Source organism: Thalassoglobus sp. (assembly GCF_048270125.1).
Classification (GTDB): Bacteria; Planctomycetota; Planctomycetia; order Planctomycetales; family Planctomycetaceae; genus Thalassoglobus.
Map to the genome: position 1 here is coordinate 37,629 of NZ_JBLWTN010000005.1, position 19,512 is coordinate 57,140.

Below are 19,512 nucleotides of genomic sequence, written 5' to 3' on the forward strand. Positions count from 1 at the left end.
TGGATCTCCTCAATCCTTTGCAAACATGCCATTTGGATACCACGGTTGTTACCTGCGAGTTGATCTTTGTCAGCGGACGTCTCGAGTTGTTCAGATTGACGAGCCCATGCTGCGCAAATTCATTGGTGGAGGAGGCCTTGGGACAGCGATTCTTTCTCAAGAATCCTCTGGCAATGACGACCCACTTGGTGAATCTGCTCCGCTCCTTTTTGTTTTCAGCCCGCTTGTCGGAAGTCCGTTAACGACCTCCGCCAAGTTTTCTGTTCTCTCAAAAAGTCCGCTCACCAACCGCTTGAACGATTCGCTCTCCTCGTCTCACTTTGCCATCGCAGGGAAGAAAACGGGTTACGATGCAATTTGCATAGTTGGGAAGAGCGAGTCCCCGGTCCTCATTCAGATCACGCCCGACAGTCTCTCTATTGGAGATGCAACAGACCTGTGGGGCTTGTCGAGTGCGGCATCCGCAAAAAGCCTTCGAACTAAAATCGGAAATCAGTTTCGAGTCGCAGCCATCGGCCCAGCGGGTGAAAATTTGGTTCGATATGCGACAATTTCTAATGATGGCAGACACGCCGGCCGAGGCGGACTCGGCGCAGTCATGGGGTCGAAAAAACTGAAAGCGATTGCAGTCTTTGGAGACCGCAAGACTGAGTTCGCGCATCCCGACGAACTCATCAAATACAGCAAGTCACTGTCGCAAAAATCGTTCGGGGCAGCGACCGAGAAATATCGAGAACTCGGAACCGTCAGCAATTTACTCACCTTCAATCGTCTCGGAACATTGCCGACTCGAAACTTCCAGCAGACATCTTTTGAAGGTGCAGAACAGATCGCTCCAGATGTCCTTTCAAGCGTGCGGACACGTGATAGCTGTGCTGCTTGTACGATTGGTTGTGAACACCTTTTCAAGCTCGGAGACAAGCAACAAGCCCCCGTGCGGATGGAGTACGAAAACCTTTATGCACTCGGCCCACTCTGTGGGATTTCCGATCCGGAAATGGTTTTGGCGGCGTCTGCATATTGCGATGAAGTCGGCATCGACACGATCAGCGCCGGGGCGAGTGTCGCCTTCGCAATGGAGGCTGTTGAAAAGGGATTTCTTGATGAACCGACACTCCAGTTTGGTAGCGGCAAAGCACTTCTCGACACACTGAAGCTGATCAGCTTGCGAAAAGGCATTGGGGAGATTCTGGCAGACGGTGTGCGGATTGCCTCGCAAAAAATTGGACGTGGTACAGAAGAATTTGCGATCCATGTAAAAGGTTTAGAACTGCCCGGCTATGAGCCGCGAGCACTACAAACAATGGGACTTGGGTTTGCAGTTGGAACGCGCGGAGCAGATCATAATCGGTCGGGAGCGTATCAAGTTGACTTCTCTGAAGAGGTCGACCGCATGAACCCGGATGTCCACGCAGTCAATCTTGCAATCGAAACGGAAGACGAAGCTGCGGTGATGGATTCCTTAATCCTCTGCAAATTTCTAAGAGGCGTCTTCACTGACCGCATGGCTGCGATGGCAGAAATGCTGCACCTTGTGACCGGTTGGGACGTCGATGCTGCTGAGCTGAAAACAACGGCACAGCGAATCGTGACCGCCAAAAAGCAATTCAATATCGACCAGGGTTGGACACCCGCAGAGGACACACTCCCTGCAAGGTTCTTTGAAACTCCCATCGCAGAGGGTGCCAGTGTTGGAGGAGTCCTCAGTCGGCAAAGACTCGCTGAGCAAATCAAAGCTTACAACCTCGCACGTGGTTGGACGGCGGACGGGTATGTTTCGACTGCTTCTCCGCAAGCTTGAAGTATGCGGCAGAGTATTTTCGATAATTCTTTTCGAATATGAAGCACGCGCTCTACACGCGCACGACGGGTGTTGAAAAGATTTTAAACGACGCGGTTGATGGACATGATTGGTAATTTCAACAAGACCTGCTTGGCTGGCGAATCGGGCAGGATGTCGAGTTCTGACTGAGCCTGAGTTGCGAGCTGTTTTGCGAAATCAAATGACTCTTCAATGACTCCTTCTTCTTTCGCCAGAAGAACAATTTTCTGAGCAGCTTCATCGGTCCCTGCTTCCAGAAGTTCGGTCAATTCCGACTTGGACTGTTCTGATGATTTGCCCAACAGCCGAATGATTGGCAGCGTCAACTTCTGTTGGAACAGATCAGTTCCTAACGTTTTTCCAACGTTCGATTCCAGTCCTGTCAGATCGAGAACATCGTCGGCGATCTGAAACGCTTGCCCCAGTAAACGCCCAAAATTTTCGAGTCGCTTGATGGTTTCTTGATCGGCGTTGGCGAACTTCGCACCCAGCAAGCATGCGACGGCGCATAACTCGGCAGTCTTGCCATCGATGATGTTCAGATACTCCGCCTCGGTCAGGTTGAGGTTTCCACGGTTGCGGATTTGCGTCAGTTCTCCTTCGCAGACCAGATTCGTGGCCCGGCCTATCAGTCGGCAAGCTTCTGCACTTCCCGTTTCGGCAGCAAGATGGAACGAATGTGTGAACAGAAAATCGCCGTACAACACAGACGTATGATTGTTCCAGCGCACATTCACAGTCGCCACATGTCGACGGATATCAGCGTTGTCGAGGACATCGTCATGCACCAGAGTGGCGGTATGAATCATCTCGACGACGGCAGCCAGAATTTCGTGCTCACGTTTGATTTCGCCGCAGGCTTTAGCTGTCAGCAAGCACAAAATTGGACGGAGCCGTTTACCACGAAAACGCGATGTGTGCTGATAAATATCCCTGAGGTAGGGATTCTTCGAGGCCAATTCGGTCGCAAATGTCGCCTCGACAGCTTGCAATGCATCCCCAATCAATGACTGGGTTTGCGTCAATAGCTCGTTCACATTATCAATTTGCGGCATTTCCGCGACCTTCTTGGGTTTCTTAAACACAAACAAAAAACGGTTCATTAGAGCATTTTCGTGCTTTCCGTGCCCGTGAAGAAACGGTTCTCTCAGGAAAAACGTTGAACTCCACGAGACAGATTGGAATACAAATTCCGAAAATGCTCCAGAACGCTCTGCTTGCCCAAACTTCAACGGCGGGGCAAACGACCTGCGAGCTTTATCCGTTATTAGCGAAAGTTATTCACGAAGGAAATGCCCACTTTTTCCTCCACTTTTTTCAATGAGTCGAAGATTCGTGATTTCCATCGACCGATCAACAGACTTGCACATGTCGTAAATCGTGAGAGCAGCAATAGAAACGGCTGTCATCGCTTCCATTTCGACTCCCGTTCGACCTTGAACACTGACGCTCGCTTCGATCCGAATTCGTGATGCATCAAGAGGTTCAAATTCAAGACTCGCTGCATCGAGCCCCAAAGAGTGACACAACGGAATCAGTTCATCCGTTCGTTTGGTCGCCATAATTCCAGCGAGTCGAGCGACCTCCAGAACATCACCTTTGGCGAATTTCCGATTCTGGATGAGTGCGAGTGTCTCCGGTTGCATGACAACCGTCGCTTCAGCCCGTGCCATGCGACTGGTCACCGGCTTCCCGCCGACATCGACCATTCTGCTGGCTCCTGATTCATCAAAGTGTGTCAGAGGAGTCAACGACTCCCCCGCCTGTTCACCGCTCTCGGTATCAGGAGCCTGTTTCGATCCAGACATAGTCATCAATTTATTTTCAGCAAGAAGGTGAACGTGAGTTGCGAATGAAGATGAGTCGCTCGTGAAATCAATCCACTTTCCACCACTGGTTGATTCTCTTTGTCAGCTGAGCAACTTTTTCAGGCATGTCCGCTGCGAGGTCATTTTTCTCATGCGGGTCTTTGGTGATATTGAAGAGTTCGGTCTTCGCATCAGGTTCACGACCGGGGTGAGGGACGATGCACTTCCAGTCTCCTTCGATCACCCAGCGAAATCGTAAGCTGGCGACTGGGTCCGTCATGTGTTGAATGTCGTGCTCCAGAATTTCGCCAAAGATCGCTTTGCGATCTGCGACAGCTTTGGAATCTAGCAAGTTAATTCCGGGGAGATCCTTCGGGATGTCGATTCCGACAGCAGCCAGAGCTGTGGGGACCAGATCAATCGAACTGGCAAGATGAGTCGTGTCCATTTTTGGCTCAACGTGATTTCTCCAGCGAATCATGATTGGGGTTCGCGTTCCCCCATCGTATTGAGAACGTTTTGATCGCGGTGCATAACGACTGGCATTCTCTTCATTGATCCAGCCATTATCGCAAACGTAAAGCACAATCGTATCGTCGCCGAGGTTCTTTTTATCGAGGTGATCAAGCAACTGCCCACACGTTTCGTCGAACCATTCGCACATCGCCCAGTATTTTGCAATCGGCAGATGCGGAGTTTTATCTTTGTATTTGTTGAGGAGTCTTGCTGGCGGATTGTGCGGAGTATGAGGCAGGAACGGTGCGTAATAAACGAAGAAGGGCTTTTCTTCTTCAACTGCAGTATCGATGAAATCAAAGACTGGCTTCATCCCTGTGCGGCCAATCTTCAGACCGTCGTCACCATGTCGGCCTCCTTTGGTGCGATCTCCATGCGTCATGCCATGAGTGAACCCACCACGGGAATAGTGTCCTTCCCACCACTTCCCGGACTGATGCGAAATGTATCCGAGATTATCATGCAGAAAGTCTGCCAGCGTGGTCTCATCATCGATGTGTTCGATGTAACGATTCCGGATCTCCAGATATCGAGGATCCTGAACGATTTTTCGCTTTGCCGCTCCGACCAGGTCAGCTGGAGGAGGAGGATCGTTGCCCACGATTCCATGCTGATGCGGATATCGACCGGTGACGATGGTCGTCAAAGAGGGTCGACACAAACTGTCTGGAACGTAGCCACGCTGAAACGTCAACGACTCGGCAGCGAGTTTGTCGAGATGGGGAGTTTGAATTTCTGGATGCCCCATAAAGCCGTAATCCCCCCACGCCTGGTCATCTGAGAGGATCAGCACCACGTTCGGTGGGGCAGCTTGAAGCTGCGGACTTAACGCCGATGCGAATACGAGAGCAACAACCGACAATAAAGATGGACGGAGCGACATAGTTCTCTTTCTGGCTTCAAGAACAACAAGCCAACTTGCTAAAACCAGTCCGGAAACCTCTGGAATACCCGTTTTCCTCAATGATTGAGAGAGCAATTTCAAGTTTCAGGATCAGTTCTAACGAGTTCGGCTCACGTTGACAGGTTCAATGTGAAGCATCCATTTATGTTGGAGGCTCTCTGCAAGAATTCAGCCTTTTCAAGTTGCTGAAAAAGTATTCTGTTTTGCAGGCTCACATTCTGATCAATCTGGCTGCAGTCGCCAAGTCCACCGAGATTTCCAGCTTGTCTCGGCAGAATCCTCTTGAACCAGCACCATTGATTCTCCCATGGGGAATGGGACCGATCAGAGTGTGAGAGAGGCTCTTCCCTTTGGAAAAGCCTCAAACTTGTTGTCTGAATGAGTCTTCGCAGCGAACTTGCTGGACCTGCACATGCTTTCCATCCGATGTAATGTTAAGCCTGCATGGGCTGCGCTCCCGGTTTAGCAAAATCTGCCGAACCTGGAGAAGCGAGCTTATTGAGACATTGAAAGTGCTTGGGGGGGGAATGGGCATGGACGCCCGTCATTCGACAAGGCAAATACGCCTTGAGGTTGATGCTGCAGTCACGGACGAGAGCAAATCGTCACCGGTGAAAGGTGCGCCTTGGCGGCGATATCTTTGGGGAACTCCCGTTCTTCTTTTGCTCGTCGTTTCTTTTCTATTCCCAGGAGAGCAATCTGGCAATAACACCGTCGTCGCTGCGAATCCCATTGTCCGGCAGGATACCCATCCACTCAACAAGGATTGGCTGGAAATTCACTGGGTGATTCGAAACAAGTGCAATGGTTGTCATCGCCCGAATACTGACCAGCACGATTTCTCCACTTACGAATCTCTAATGGGAATGACGCCTCATTCCGACACACCTGTTGTGATCCCCGGGAACCCGGAAGCGTCTCCCTTGTGGCAGTACGTCAATTGGAATCACAATTTTGATCCAAACTCAGACGCTCCTGAAGCTCCACAGATGCCGCCGGAGAAGAAAGAGGATTACCTGACCGCCGGTCAACTGGAAACACTGTACCGCTGGATCAAAAACGGAGCCCTCGATTACGTCTTGCCGGACCACTGCAACACGCGCCCATTGCTCGAAACTGATTTCGTTTCTGCGAAAGAATGTGCCCAGTGTCATCCTCGCCAGTACGATGAGTGGTCTCGGTCAATGCACGCCTACGCTCAGCACTCACCTGTGTTCGAAGCGTTCACTCTCACGATGATTGAACGGACCGGTGGAACCATCGGAACGTTTTGTACTCGCTGCCATACGCCGATCGGAGTTTCTATCGGCGAGAATGCTTCGATGCGAAATGTTCATCGGTCGCGGATCTCGATGGAAGGGGTGACTTGCGTTGTTTGCCATCGACTTGAAAAGCCGTTCTACAAAGCGAGCGGACGCTTGCCTGTCACTCCCGGACTCGTGAATGAAGGCTGCACTTATGGTCCGTTCAGTGATCCGGTCAATCCAGATGGCTCGGTTCATGACGCAGCGAGTTCGAATCAATTAACGAAATCATCATTCTGCGGGTCATGTCATGATGTGACCAGTCCGCAAGGTGTTCGACTCGAAGAAGCATTTAGCGAATGGCAAAACAGCCCGGCTGCCAAAGAAGGAACGTCGTGTCAGGATTGCCACATGGGACCGATTCCCGGCGTTCCGGTTAAATCGTGGGAGAGGCCTTTCGGGAAGGTCGCAGTCGTTCCAGGGATGGATCCATCTTTGCTTCCAGATCGTCCGCTTTCGAGTCATACCTTTTCCGGGCCAGACTATTCGCTGCTCCCAGACACGGAGTTTCCGGAAAAGCTCGACTGGATGTACGAGAAGGACTACCGGGACACGAAGAATCTCACACCGCATCAGAAAGAGACGCTCACACTTTTGAGGATCAAGAATCGTCAGCAACTCGCCAAGGCCAGAAACGAGCGTTACACGTTACTCAAAAACGCAGCCAAGATCAGTGTCGACCATCCATATCGAGCCAGTCCACGCGACAAGATGAAAATTCATGTCGATGTTACCAGCACGACAGCTGGGCATAATTTCCCCACGGGATTCACGGCGGAAAGACAGGTCTGGGTTGAAGTCCGACTTATCGACCCATACGGCAAGCAAGTTTTTGCATCGGGAGATTTTGACGACAACCGCGACCTCCGAGATGAACACAGTCATGCAGTGGAAGCTGGACTCCTCGCACGGGACAAGCATCTCCTGAATTTTCAGAGCAAGTTCACCGTTCTCACAACACAGGGAACGGAGCGGTCTGTCATCATTCCGGTGAACCGCGATCTCCGCCCCATTAACGTCATTCGGCCGATCGATGAACCTGCGCAATCGTTTGGACGACCATCGGTTTTTCGTATCGCCAAAGGAAGCCTGCCACCATTGCAGACAGTCGGCCAGGCCTATCCGATCAAGCTTCCGGATCAAGCAGGTCAGTACCGCTTGCTCGTCCGCCTGAACTATCGAAATTTACCTCCCGCACTGTTCGATAAAATCGGAATCTCTCACTTGAAACACCTCATTGAGACCGTCGTGATCGATGAGTATCAATGCGTCATTCTGGTCGAATAACAGACACGTCAGTTCCATCTCTTGATAAGCATGTTTAACGAGAACCAGTCCGAAAACCTCTGAAATAGGTGCTTTCCTCAACGTTTGAGAGAGCAACTTCACGTTTCAGGACCAGTTCGACACAAAAGTGAAAAATATCGTTCAACAATTTTCTGGACTCTGAAAGTGTCCAGCTTGCCCGATCCTCTATGCACCCAACGACCATAAGTTTGATCGCCGTTGCACTCCTGCTCGGGGCAGCGCTATCCGTCTGCGCAGAGGAACCTGCCGGTTTCGCGACTCTCATAGTTCCCCCGACTCCCAATGAAGACATCGAGACTGAAGGACCAATCAGCTACTTTGAAAATGGAGTGCTGGTTGAGTTGCCTTCATTAGAGGAAGAACTCTACCACCATGGCGGATCGTATCTCTATGAGCCAAGTGATCTCAACGGGCCACAGTTGCATGTTCAGGATCATCATGCGGGAGAGATTTTGCGTTTGCCAGAATGGTGGGTTGAGCCGAAACCACTCTGCTCGCGACCGAATGACTATCTCGGTCCCGGGATGGTTTGCTGGCACCCGGACTTGAGTTGGCTCGGATGTGATCCAAATATGCTTGAGCCACGCATCGTGCTGCATGGTTCGTATGAAATATTCGGGGCCGTTTTCGAACAGAACGACACTCGCCGCGACGGAATTGGACATCAACTTCTTTTAGATATTGATTTTCAGCTGACAGGCACAGAAAGATTTCACGTCCAGTTTCGGCCACTCGGCGAAGAGAACTCTGGCGGATCATTCTGGCAGTTAAACGACCCGCAGCATTACATCGACAACTCGACTGAAGTCCCCATGCGCTGGTGGTTCGAGGGAGAACTTCAAAGCCTCTTCGGTCCATGGCGAAATGATGACCGGCATCAGCTCGATGTCAATTTTACTGTGGGGCGTTTCCCGTTCCGACTCCAGAACGGGCTGTTGATGAATGACGAAATTACAGGGATTGTTCTCGGGAAAAATACTTTCACGTCGCTCCCCTTCAGCAACTTGAACGTCCAGGCGTTCTACGCGCTGGATCAGGTTGATTCACTTCCGAATTCTTCAGATGTCCTCGGAGTCCACCTCTCTGCGGATTATCGGCACACCTTCATCGAAGCGACGTACGCGCATCTCAATCGCAGTCGGGACGTTGAGTTCTCAACGAACTACCTGGCTGCGAGTGCAACAAAATTCTTCGGTCCTCTCTCAGTCTCTGGACGGACGATGTATCGCTTCGCAGATGATTCATCCGTCGGGAATGGCAATTTACAAGTGGTCGAGACAGCGTACACGCGAGTCCCCAGCTACAAGTTTGAGTGCCTGACTGGCATCGAAAGTACCGTCACCTACTTTAATGCGTTTTATGCCAGCGAAGACTGGACGACGATCGCAGGCGGAAACTTTGATCGCCTGCGAAATGCGTTTACAGTGAACCCTTTACTCAACCTGGCTGCCGGTGCTCCTCCACAAAAGCGTATCGGAGCAGCCCTCGGAGTTCAGCTGTTTCGCCATAACCAGGATGAATCTTTGATCCCGGAAATTGCATATGAAGAAGTCAGTGCCGACGCCACATTTGGCATCGGGATGACCTATCGCCGGAAGCTGACCGCGCGACAGTACCTCGAACTCCGCAGCATCAAGAACTGGTCCGACACCCCTGCCCTTCGCCGCGAAGGATTCTTCGCCTCAACCATCGTAATATTCTAAGCATCTTCGATGCTTTTGGGCCCGTGAAGATCGGTTTTGTAACTTTGCACTCTGTTCTCCACGAGGCAGAACGGGGTCACCAACGCTTGATGTTTCTTCGAGTGTCTTCGATGCTTTTGGTCTCGTGAAGATCGGTTTTGTAGTTTTGCACGTTGCTCTCCACGAGTCAGCACGGGGTCACGAATTCGAAATGGACTGCGGACCAACCGTGGACATGCCCTGATGCTACGTTAGGGCAGTAATGCGATTCGTCGCTGGGTTCCATTCTGGGACGAGTTTGAAGAGGTCGACTTGCATTGCTCGCTGAACATCAGCTTCGAGGCCGAGCCTGAGTAAGTTCGCTGCCCCCAGACTTTCCAGCATTGTTTTCTCAAAGTCGGATCGCTTTATCCCGCGGGTTCTGTAGAAGTCGAGCGCTAGTTGCGACTGAACATCGGTAATTTCGAATTCTGATGAGGGTCGACTCAGCAGTCGATCGCAGACTGCCCCGGCAAACAAAATGTCTTCAGCTGTCAATTGACGATCCGTTCCAGCACACATTAAATGAACGGGGCGATTGCATTCCGCCAGAGCGTCAATGAGGGAACTCAAGTTGACGAAGGCGCCGACCAGAATCTTGCTTGCGGCTCGACATTGTTCCAGCGCAATAGTTCCGTTGGTCGTTGTAAAGATGATCTCTCGATCTTGTACGAGTTCAGGCGTGTAAGAAAATGGAGAATTGTCGAGATCGAATCTTTCGATCTTCTGACAATGTCTCTCTCCGCCAAGTAAGCGTTTGGGTGAACTTTGTGAGCTCGCCAGTTCATGTGCCTGTTCAACAGAGGAACAGGGAAGAATGGCAGACGCTCCGTTCGCAAGAGCATGGACAATCGTTGTCGACGCCCGCAGGATGTCAATCATCACTGCAACTGGCATTACGTCGTCCGAACTGTTTTCGGTAATCCGACCGGAGTCAACAAGCGTTGAAAGTGATGGTAGTAAGGAAACTTGAATCGGGATCATGCAGTCAGTGTTCTCTCGGACCTGAATTGAAACGTGCTACGCTTTTAAACGTCGCGAAGGCAATTCAGTAGAATTTGTTCTAACAAAACTTGCATGAACGATTGTCATTTCTCTGAATGATTACGAATTCAGCAGCTTTGTTTGTCCATCTTAATGAACCGTCAGTTGATATCCAGCAACTTCCAAGGCAGTTTACTTTGCCGTGCGTTCATGTAGAACGCGTTTTGTTAGTGAAAGTGAAATTGGAGACAACCGGCGACACTGCATGCACAATTCTATGGATGTTTGTTCTTAGGAAACGTCGATTTCATTTTCTAAGATGAGTTCGCCGAACTCGTCGAGGGCGAGTTGGGTCGCCAATTGCTTGGAATAGTAGGTCGTCGTTGAACCCGAGATGATGATTGAATCCCCGGTCGATTCAACTTGTAGCTCTTTGATTCGCCCAGACGTTTTGGCGTTGATCTTTCGTTCCAAGTCAAAGAGACGCCCAAAGGCGATCATTGCGGCAGTCTCTTTCTGTGCGGTTGCTTGATTAGTGAATTCCATTCGTTACTCCTCCTTATGAATGCCGATCACGGTCTCATGGTCCCGGCGAAAACAGAATCGCCAGAGTTCGCAGCGATGAAGTTGGTGATCTCAGACTTCTGTGCACTAGCAGCTATCGTGCAGGAGACTGCTCTGAACAATGGCCCATTCTATATCTGGACCAACTCGTTTCAGTGGAAGACAATGACTCCAGCAGTATTGCTATCGCTTCGTAGTGATCCTGAGTTTCATCTTTAATGAATTTGATGAAATCTTGACATGAAAAACATAATATCAACGAATTTGAATAGTACAAATCAATTCTGATCGATCTTGTTAATTAACTCGATTTCATCTCATGAAGCTCAGGAAGCGTGATTCCCGCTAATCCTAAGTGCAAACGATTGCACGACATGCAACCGGATGCTCGTCTTCTGGATCCCTCTTTAAGAGCCCTCTCTGTGGGAGGGTTTAAAATTCACAGCTGGATGGTTTCGGTAGGATGGGGGACATTTCGAAGTCCACCTATGAGCGGAAGCCCCAGATCGCATGATCCACGGAATCAGTTCTTGCAATTCGCTGTTCAAGGAAGTATAAACAAATCTGAATAGATCGATGACAATCGATTTATCCATGTGATTTGGAACTCAGGGTAAGCAACTCCTACCTGACGAGTCCTCATCTGAAAACTTACGTCCTGAAAATTTTTCTCATGGCGAGAGTGTTTGAATTCAAGTTTTCGAACACTGAAACAGAGAGAAAATTCTTCATGGCATAGGCTTGCAGATAAGGTTCTCAACGTTGCCCACCTCTTTCGTCGCATTGATCACTGTTTCATTCGTAAGCGAAAATCGCTTGTTCAGAAATCAGTGGGACCGACACCTGAGTGATCTCACCAACCACAGCTGATTTCAATTTTCCTGCCATCATTTTCGGTTTGAGCATTTTCTACTTTGAGTTGTTCTGCTGACCTTCGATCCAGTTACGGAACCCAATTTCCATGACTCCCAACCTGCATCAGCTCGCTTCTTTTTGCCTTTGTTTGTTCACTTTCTCCACCGGGATCTCCACTGCGGTCGCGCAAGGGGCTCGTGAAGTCAGCTACCACGAACAGATTCGTCCGATCTTCCAGGCGAACTGTCAGGGCTGTCATCAATCGGCGAAAGCTGGCGGTGGGTATCTGGTGACATCGTTTTCAGATGCCCTGAAAGCTGGAGAGAGTGGCGAAAGTGCCATTCAACCAGGCAAGCCAGATGAGAGTTACCTGATCGATCAAATCACTCCTGTCGATGGTGAGGCAGCGATGCCAAAAGGAAAGAAAGCACTGTCGAAACATGAAATTGAACTGATTCGAACCTGGATCGAGCAAGGAGCAAAAGACGATTCTCCTAAAAGAACCAGAGCTGTCTATGACAAAGACCACCCGCCAGTCTACACACGCCCACCAGTCGTCACCTCGATCGACATCTCTCCAGATGGGTCGATCTTGGCAGTGGCAGGCTTTCACGAAGTCCTGCTCCGCTCCGGCGATGGAGAAAAATTACTCGGACGACTGATCGGCCTTTCGGAACAGATTGAATCGGTCGCCTTCTCCGCTGATGGGAAGCGACTGGCTGTCGCTGGTGGTCTCCCGGCTCGAACGGGTGAAATTCAAATCTGGTCCGTCGAGGATCAGAAACTGGAACTCTCAATTCCGATTTCCTTTGATACCGTCTACGGGGCAAGTTGGTCACCAGATGGAAAAATGGTCGCTGTCGGGTGTAGTGACAATATCGTTCGAGGATTCGATACGACGACCGGCGAGCAAGTCTTCTTCAATGGAGCTCACAGCGACTGGCCGCTCAATACTGTCTTCTCTGCGGATGGTTCTCAAATTGTCTCTGTTGGTCGGGATATGTCGACCAAGCTTTATCAGGTCGAAACCGAACGCTTTATCGATAATGTCACTTCCATTACTCCGGGCGCTCTGAAAGGAGGGCTTTCCGCATTAGCGGGGCATCCAGAGCGTGACGAGGTCCTCGTCGGCGGGTCTGATGGAGTCCCCGGTATCTACCGGATGAATCGACTCACCAAGCGAGTTATTGGTGACAACGCAAATTTGATTCGTCGTTATCCCGAAATGAAGGGGCGTATTTATTCCGTTGCGTATTCTCCAGACGGCAAGAAGATCGTCGCTGGATCGAGCCTTAACGGTCGTGGTCAGGTCTTTACATATGCAGCTGATTTCGATCCTGCTTTGCCAGATGAAATTAAAACCATTGTCGAAACGCGAACACAAGCTCAAACCCCGGAGCAGAAGAAGACTCTCGAAGACTATGTGACTGCCGGGACAGAGGTCGCCACACAAACTGAAATCCCGACAGGCGTTTTTGCCGTTGCCTTTAGTGCGGATGGAAAGACAGTGATCGCTGCCGGAGGAGATGGATTGCTTCGATTCATCAACTCAGAAAATGGCGAGGTGACCAAAACGATTTCACCGGTTGAAATTGACGCGGATGCTGCCGATGCCTCCCGGGAGATCGCCACAGTTCAAGGGGATGACGCCCTGATCGGTGAAGAGTCTCTCCCAACGGGGACCATTCTGAAATCACTTGAGGTCGCTCCGAATTCTGTGACTTTGAGTGGTAAGTACGACTACGTTCAGCTCCTCGTCACCGGAATCCTGAATTCCGGCGATCGTGTCGATGTCACTCGCATGTCAACAATTCAAGTCAACGGCGAAGCTGTAACGGTCTCTCCGTTGGGGAGAATCTTGTTTCATGCACCGGGACAAAGCGAAGTTGTCGTCTCACTCGGAAAAGAGTCTGTCAAAGTTCCTGTCACCGTAGCTGCGTCCGATGTCTCTGCGAAAACCAGCTTTGTTCAGGACGTCAATCCAGTTCTTTCCCGACTCGGTTGCAACCAGGGAACTTGTCACGGTGCGAAAGATGGGAAGAACGGGTTCAAGCTCTCGTTGAGAGGATACGATCCACTCTATGATGTCCGTGCTTTTACTGATGATCTGAAATCACGCAGAACAAATGTCGCATCGCCCGACAACAGCTTAATGCTCTTGAAATCATCCGGTGCAGTCCCACATGTCGGCGGGCAACTCACCTCCCCCGGCGAACCGTATTATGAAATTATTCGCAAGTGGATTTCCGAAGGATGCCAGCTTGACGTCACTGATCCGAAAGTTGCTTCCATTTCGCTGCAACCAGAGAATCCAGTCATTCAAAATCTTGGAGGACGTCAACAGTTCCGAGTCATCGCCACGTATGTCGATGGATCATCGAAGGACGTCACTCGGGAAGCATACATCGAGAGCAGCAACACCGAAGTTGCCGACGTCAATCGCGTCGGAGTCGTCACCGCAGTTCGACGTGGCGAAGCCCCGATCCTGGCTCGCTTCGAGGGGGCCTATGCTGCAACAACACTGACAGCCATGGGAGACCGTGCTGGATTCGTTTGGGAAGAACCTGAAACCTGGACAGAAGCGGACAAGTTTGTCGCTGAAAAATGGCAGCGAATGAAGATTGCACCATCGGGCCTTTGTACTGATGAAGAGTTCATTCGCCGAGTGTTTCTCGATCTGACAGGACTTCCGCCGAGCACAGAACAGCTTGAAACGTTCCTTGCTGATCAATCTCCAACGCGGCAAAAACGTGATGCTCTGGTGGATCAACTTGTCGGGTCTGAAGCCTTTGTTGATTACTGGACCAATAAATGGGCTGATCTTCTTCAAGTAAACCGCAAGTTTCTTGGGGTTGAGGGAGCGAAAAACTTCCGTGCCTGGATTCGTGAACGTGTGAAGAACAATGTTCCGTACGATCAATTTTCATACGAGATTCTCACTGCTTCCGGTTCAAACAAAGTGAACCCCGCTGCCTCGTACTACAAGATTTTGCGTGAACCGACCGAGATTATGGAGAACACGACTCACCTGTTTTTGGGTGTCCGATTCAACTGTAATAAATGCCACGACCATCCGTTCGAAAGATGGACTCAGGATCAATACTACGAAACAGCTGCGTTCTTCGCTCAAGTCGGTCTGAAGCGTGACCCTGAAAATGCTGCCGGAAATCTTGGCGGAACAGCTGTTGAAGGAGCAAAACCTCTTTGGGAAGTGGTCTTCGACAAAACTGAAGGTGATGTGATTCACGATCGAACGCAGGCAGTCACAGCCCCAATCGTTCCGTATGATCGTGAACTCGAATTACCGAAAGATGCGTCGCGACGCGAGAATCTTGCGAAGTGGATTACTTCTGCCGAGAACGATTACTTCGCCCGTTCCTACGTGAATCGGGTTTGGGGATACCTGATGGGAATCGGGCTCATCGAACCTCTCGATGACATCCGAGCCGGCAACCCGGCTTCAAATCCCGAGTTACTCGACCACCTGACAAACGGCTTCGTCGAGAGTGGATTCAACGTTCAAGAGCTCATGAAGACCATCTGCAAATCGCGGGCTTATCAATTGAGTGTCGCGACCAACGAATGGAATCAGGACGATAACACGAACTACTCACACGCTGTTCTGAAGCGTCTCCCAGCTGAAGTCCTTTACGATTCAGTCTATACCGTGACGGGAGCGAAAATGCAGATTCCGGGAGTTCCGGAAGGGACCCGTGCCGCAGCGATTCCAGATTCAGGGATCGAGCTCAAAGATGGGTTTCTCGCGAATCTGGGACGTCCGGTCCGTGAATCTGCGTGCGAATGTGAGCGATCCTCTGATCTTCAGTTGGGGCCTGTGATGGCGCTCATGAATGGACCAACCGTCAATTCAGCGATCTCCCAAGAAGGGAACGCCATCGCCAAGCTGGTTGAAACGGTCTCGGATGATCGGCAACTTGTCGACCAGCTGTTCATGAGAATCCTCAACCGGTCAGCGACTGATCGCGAGATTGATGCGACGCTCGAAGTTTATAAGTCGCTACAGTCCGGTCACCAGAAACTTGTCGCAGAGTTTGAAAAATACAGTGCAGAAATCGCTCCGATTGTCGCTGAGAAAGAAGCCAAACGACAGGCGAGTATCAAAGCTGCCGAGGCGGAATTGGCGAAGTATATTGAGGATTCCAAGCCGGCTCAGGAAGCTGCAGCGAAAGCGCGCGAAGAGAAAATCGCAGCTGCTCAAAAAGCAATCGATGATCATCTCGCCACAGCCCCAGAGCGAATCAAGGAATGGGAGAAAACAGTCGAGGCTTCCGGAACTCCTTGGGCAGCGGTGGAGTTTACGAATCTGAAAACGACGACAGGTGCCAAGCTCGAATCGCAGGATGATCTCTCGGTTTTCGCATCTGGCCCGAACAACAAGAAAGGGAATTACCTGATCTCAGGGAAAACAGTTCTCAAAACGATTTCAGGGCTGAAGCTCGAAGCCCTCACCGACGACCGACTTCCAAAACGTGGACCCGGAAGAGCAGCAGGCGGAAACTTCGTGCTTTCCGAGCTCACGGTTCAGGCTTGGCCTGTCGGGAAACCGGATCAGAAGCAAACACTCAAACTGAAGAACGCACAAGCAGACTTCTCCCAGGGTGGATACTCAGTCGCAAGTGCCATCGATGGAAAGCAGCCAACTGCTGGGAATGGTTGGGCACTTTCCCCGAAGACTGGCGAAAACCATACCGCCACTTTCGAGCTGGAAACTCCCCTGACCTTTGACGAGGAGATTGTCCTGCACCTCACAATGTCTCAGCAGTATCAGGACAACACCCACACGATCGGGAAATTCCGGGTCTCAGTAACCGACGCAATGGTTCCCGTCAATTTCGGAAACCCAAGGATTCTCGTTGAGGTTGTCAACAAACCACTCGAGGAGCGGACCGACGAAGAAAAAGCAGGATTTCTCGCTTACTTCAATGAGCAAGATCCTGAACTTCAAAAACGGAAGAAAGCACTCACTGCTGCAAATTCGCCGCTCCCGCCAGATCCGCAACGAGTCGCGATGCAAAGCGAACTCGATGATCGTAAGAAACCACAACCGGAAGATCCGAAATTTGCTCGTTTGAAACGTGCGGTTTCGCTCAGCGAACAACAATTAAAGAATAGCCGCCTGACGACAGCACAGGACCTTGCCTGGGCTTTGATCAACAGTCCGGCCTTCCTGTTCAATCGATAAATCAGTTATGACACGTTCAGCAATGCACGGAAACGGCGTTGCGATTCACAACTCGAACTAAGGTTCAAACCATGATTATTCGAATCCCCGGACAACCAGGTAAAGACTTGTGCGATTCGCATCTTGGCGTGACGCGTCGTGATGTTTTGCGTGTGGGGGGGAGTGGAGCGCTAGGTCTTTCGCTCGGCTCGTTGCTGCAACTGCAATCGGCTCAAGCGAACACGAAGGTTCCTGTCGGTCGAGGCAAAGCGAAAAGCATCATCCTCTGCTATCTACAAGGTGGTCCGAGCCATCTTGATCTTTGGGATCCAAAAGAGGGTGTGCCGGACAACGTGAAGTCCAGCTTCTCGAAGATCTCCACGAAGCTTCCGGGGGTACAGTTCACCGAGCTGTTACCAAAGTTGTCGCAGGTGATCGACAAAACGACTTTGATTCGCTCAATGAGCTACACCCCGAATGGGTTGTTCAATCACACAGCAGCCATCTATCAAATGATGACCGGCTACACGACGGACAAAGTCAGTCCATCCGGTCAGTTGGAACCTCCCAGCCCGAAAGATTTCCCCAACTTCGGCTCAAACATCATTCGGCTCAAACCTGCAAACGAGCCGATGCTTCCCTTCGTGATGCTCCCACGTCCGCTTCAGGAAAGTAACGTAGTCGGCAAAGGGGGAACTGCTGGTTTTCTGGGCAAAGCGTTTGATCCATACACGCTCTATCCACCGGGCGACGACCTGGACATGAAGAAGATGGACAAAATCAACGTCGCTGACCTCGAAATGCGAGCCGATGTTTACGGTGGACGGATGCAGCGACGAGCCCGACTGCTCGATACGATCAACGCCGGGATGCCTGCAATTGACCGAGCTGTCAAAGACTACAAGCTCAATGAGTATTATGATCAGGCGTTAACCTTGATCTCTTCCGGTCGTGCTCGAGATGCTTTCTCTATTGAGCAGGAATCTCGCGAAACTCGCGATATGTATGGTCGGACCACATTTGGTCAAAGCTGCCTGCTTGCTCGTCGGTTGGTCGAAGCTGGAACACGAGTGGTGGAAGTAGTCTGGCCGAAAGTTGCCAACAGCGACAATCACTCTTGGGATGTTCATACTGGTCTGAGTGCCCGAATGAAAAACCAGGCAGGCCCCATGCTCGACACCGGACTCTCTGCGTTGATTAACGACTTGGATGATCGTGGACTTCTCGAAGAAACGCTCGTCGTCGCAGTCGGAGAATTCGGACGAAGTCCACAACGTGGCGTCAGTACAAGTGGAAACGGCAACAGTGACGATGGTCGTGATCACTGGCCATACTGTTACACCGCACTCATGGCTGGTGCTGGAATCAAGCGTGGGTATGTCCATGGACAAAGTGACAAAACCGCATCAGCTCCTTTGGTCGATCCGGTTCATCCAGGTGAATTGCTCGCGACGATTTATGAATCGTTCGGAATCGCGCCTGAGACAATTGTCTACAACCATCTCAACCAACCGCGTGAACTGGTCAAGGCGGAATCGGTCTCGAAACTGTTCGCGTAGAGTCAATCCGAGATTGATGATGGCGTTCTAACCCGTGGCGAGCAGCTTGTGAAGATTGTCTTTCTCAGAAACAATGCTGAACTCTACGGGTACAGATCGCAAAAAAAGTTTCGTAAACGTCCTTGGGACTTTCCGGAAATCTCAACTTCTCAAACGCCCCGAACTGCTTGCGGTTCGGGGCGTTTTCCATTCACACCAAGGGCGAATTTCGTGATCGCGTAGCATTTTCTGAGGTGAGAATATTCGCTTCCTGATATTGCGAGTGAAAATTCAGCCAATTGCCTGTCGACTGGACCATTTGTAGAATGAGCAGGGTTTTACTCATTTCACTCGATTGATGATGCGATTTTTTGACCGTCAATATGGACAACTGCAAACCAGCTGGAGCCAGCTTGGCAGGAATCGGTCTAACTGGAAGCAGGTTGACTGGAAAGAATTCTGCCGCGGTGGCTTCTGCGTCTTGTTGACGATGTGGATGGTCTTAACGACCGTCGGTTTTTCGAGTGCTTCTTTCGATCTCTCCTCGGCTGCTGTCGGGGCGAACCCAATTCACAACTGTTGCTGCGACCTCCAGAAACAGCGTTCGAGCAATTGCTGTTGTTACCCTGTGAAGGCGAGTGGAGCCTCAAAATCGTGTTGTGTTGGTGGCTCTGAGGAAGAACCTCAACAGGACGACACCGAGCCGTCGCATCCTCAATTCAACTCTTATTGTGGGACATCCGTTCCCACCGGAACGATTATCAATCGCGAGCCTCGTCTCGATACCGAGCGGTTGGTCTCAACACCTGATCTTCATTTAGACGGTCTGCTTGTCCATGTTGACGAGACCTCGGCGAGCCTCTTCGACGTCATCGATCCTCCTCCTCCGCAGGCTTGAATTCTCTCGATCGCTTCTTTTTGAATCTGAAACCGTCCCCGGTTTTGGATCGCATCGACTGTTCTCGTCTTTCATTGCGCATCATTCATGTTGCGCACCTTAGAACCA

Annotated in this window: 12 protein-coding genes; 7 read left to right on the forward strand and 5 right to left on the reverse strand. The window is 50.8% G+C overall.

Annotated elements, in window-relative coordinates; all coding sequences use genetic code 11:
• Positions 1–25 precede the first annotated feature (25 nt).
• Positions 26–1,801 (forward strand): aldehyde ferredoxin oxidoreductase family protein, encoded by a 1,776-nt coding sequence (locus ACN0YR_RS07945; RefSeq protein WP_417848669.1) that lies wholly within the window; start codon positions 26–28, stop codon positions 1,799–1,801.
• A gap of 83 nt (positions 1,802–1,884) precedes the next feature.
• Here the strand turns inward: ACN0YR_RS07945 and ACN0YR_RS07950 are convergent, their stop codons facing one another.
• From ACN0YR_RS07950 to ACN0YR_RS07960, 3 genes are all read right to left on the reverse strand, one after another.
• Entirely contained in the window at positions 1,885–2,925 is a 1,041-nt protein-coding gene (locus ACN0YR_RS07950) for a polyprenyl synthetase family protein (RefSeq protein ID WP_417848670.1), read from the reverse strand.
• 174 nt (positions 2,926–3,099) lie between these two features.
• The gene (moaC, locus tag ACN0YR_RS07955) at positions 3,100–3,630 is read right to left on the reverse strand and encodes a cyclic pyranopterin monophosphate synthase MoaC (protein ID WP_417848671.1); all 531 of its coding nucleotides are present in this window, start codon (positions 3,628–3,630) and stop codon (positions 3,100–3,102) included.
• A 67-nt stretch (positions 3,631–3,697) separates the two neighbouring features.
• The gene (locus ACN0YR_RS07960) at positions 3,698–5,029 is read right to left on the reverse strand and encodes a sulfatase (protein WP_417848672.1); all 1,332 of its coding nucleotides are present in this window, start codon (positions 5,027–5,029) and stop codon (positions 3,698–3,700) included.
• A gap of 554 nt (positions 5,030–5,583) precedes the next feature.
• Here ACN0YR_RS07960 and ACN0YR_RS07965 point away from each other — a divergent pair.
• Together ACN0YR_RS07965 and ACN0YR_RS07970 are read left to right on the forward strand one after the other, a co-directional pair.
• Positions 5,584–7,641, forward strand: a complete 2,058-nt coding sequence (locus ACN0YR_RS07965; RefSeq protein WP_417848673.1) for a multiheme c-type cytochrome — start codon at positions 5,584–5,586, stop codon at positions 7,639–7,641.
• 188 nt (positions 7,642–7,829) lie between these two features.
• Positions 7,830–9,365, forward strand: coding sequence for a hypothetical protein (locus tag ACN0YR_RS07970; protein ID WP_417848674.1), 1,536 nt, complete (start codon positions 7,830–7,832; stop codon positions 9,363–9,365).
• Positions 9,366–9,590: 225 nt separating this feature from the next.
• Here the strand turns inward: ACN0YR_RS07970 and ACN0YR_RS07975 are convergent, their stop codons facing one another.
• Complete coding sequence (locus ACN0YR_RS07975; protein ID WP_417848675.1) at positions 9,591–10,367, reverse strand: 2-phosphosulfolactate phosphatase; 777 nt, start codon at positions 10,365–10,367, stop codon at positions 9,591–9,593.
• Positions 10,368–10,658: 291 nt separating this feature from the next.
• Positions 10,659–10,913 carry a hypothetical protein gene (locus tag ACN0YR_RS07980; protein WP_417848676.1) on the reverse strand — a complete coding sequence of 85 codons (255 nt, stop codon included), beginning with the start codon at positions 10,911–10,913 and terminating at the stop codon, positions 10,659–10,661.
• 15 nt (positions 10,914–10,928) lie between these two features.
• Here ACN0YR_RS07980 and ACN0YR_RS07985 point away from each other — a divergent pair, with 15 nt between their 5' ends.
• From ACN0YR_RS07985 to ACN0YR_RS08000, 4 genes are all read left to right on the forward strand, one after another.
• Positions 10,929–11,150, forward strand: coding sequence for a hypothetical protein (locus tag ACN0YR_RS07985; RefSeq protein WP_417848677.1), 222 nt, complete (start codon positions 10,929–10,931; stop codon positions 11,148–11,150).
• 742 nt (positions 11,151–11,892) lie between these two features.
• Positions 11,893–16,989, forward strand: coding sequence for a DUF1549 domain-containing protein (locus ACN0YR_RS07990; RefSeq protein WP_417848678.1), 5,097 nt, complete (start codon positions 11,893–11,895; stop codon positions 16,987–16,989).
• Positions 16,990–17,060: 71 nt separating this feature from the next.
• Positions 17,061–18,527 (forward strand): DUF1501 domain-containing protein, encoded by a 1,467-nt coding sequence (locus ACN0YR_RS07995; RefSeq protein WP_417848679.1) that lies wholly within the window; start codon positions 17,061–17,063, stop codon positions 18,525–18,527.
• A 337-nt stretch (positions 18,528–18,864) separates the two neighbouring features.
• Complete coding sequence (locus tag ACN0YR_RS08000) at positions 18,865–19,404, forward strand: hypothetical protein (RefSeq protein WP_417848680.1); 540 nt, start codon at positions 18,865–18,867, stop codon at positions 19,402–19,404.
• Positions 19,405–19,512 lie beyond the last annotated feature (108 nt).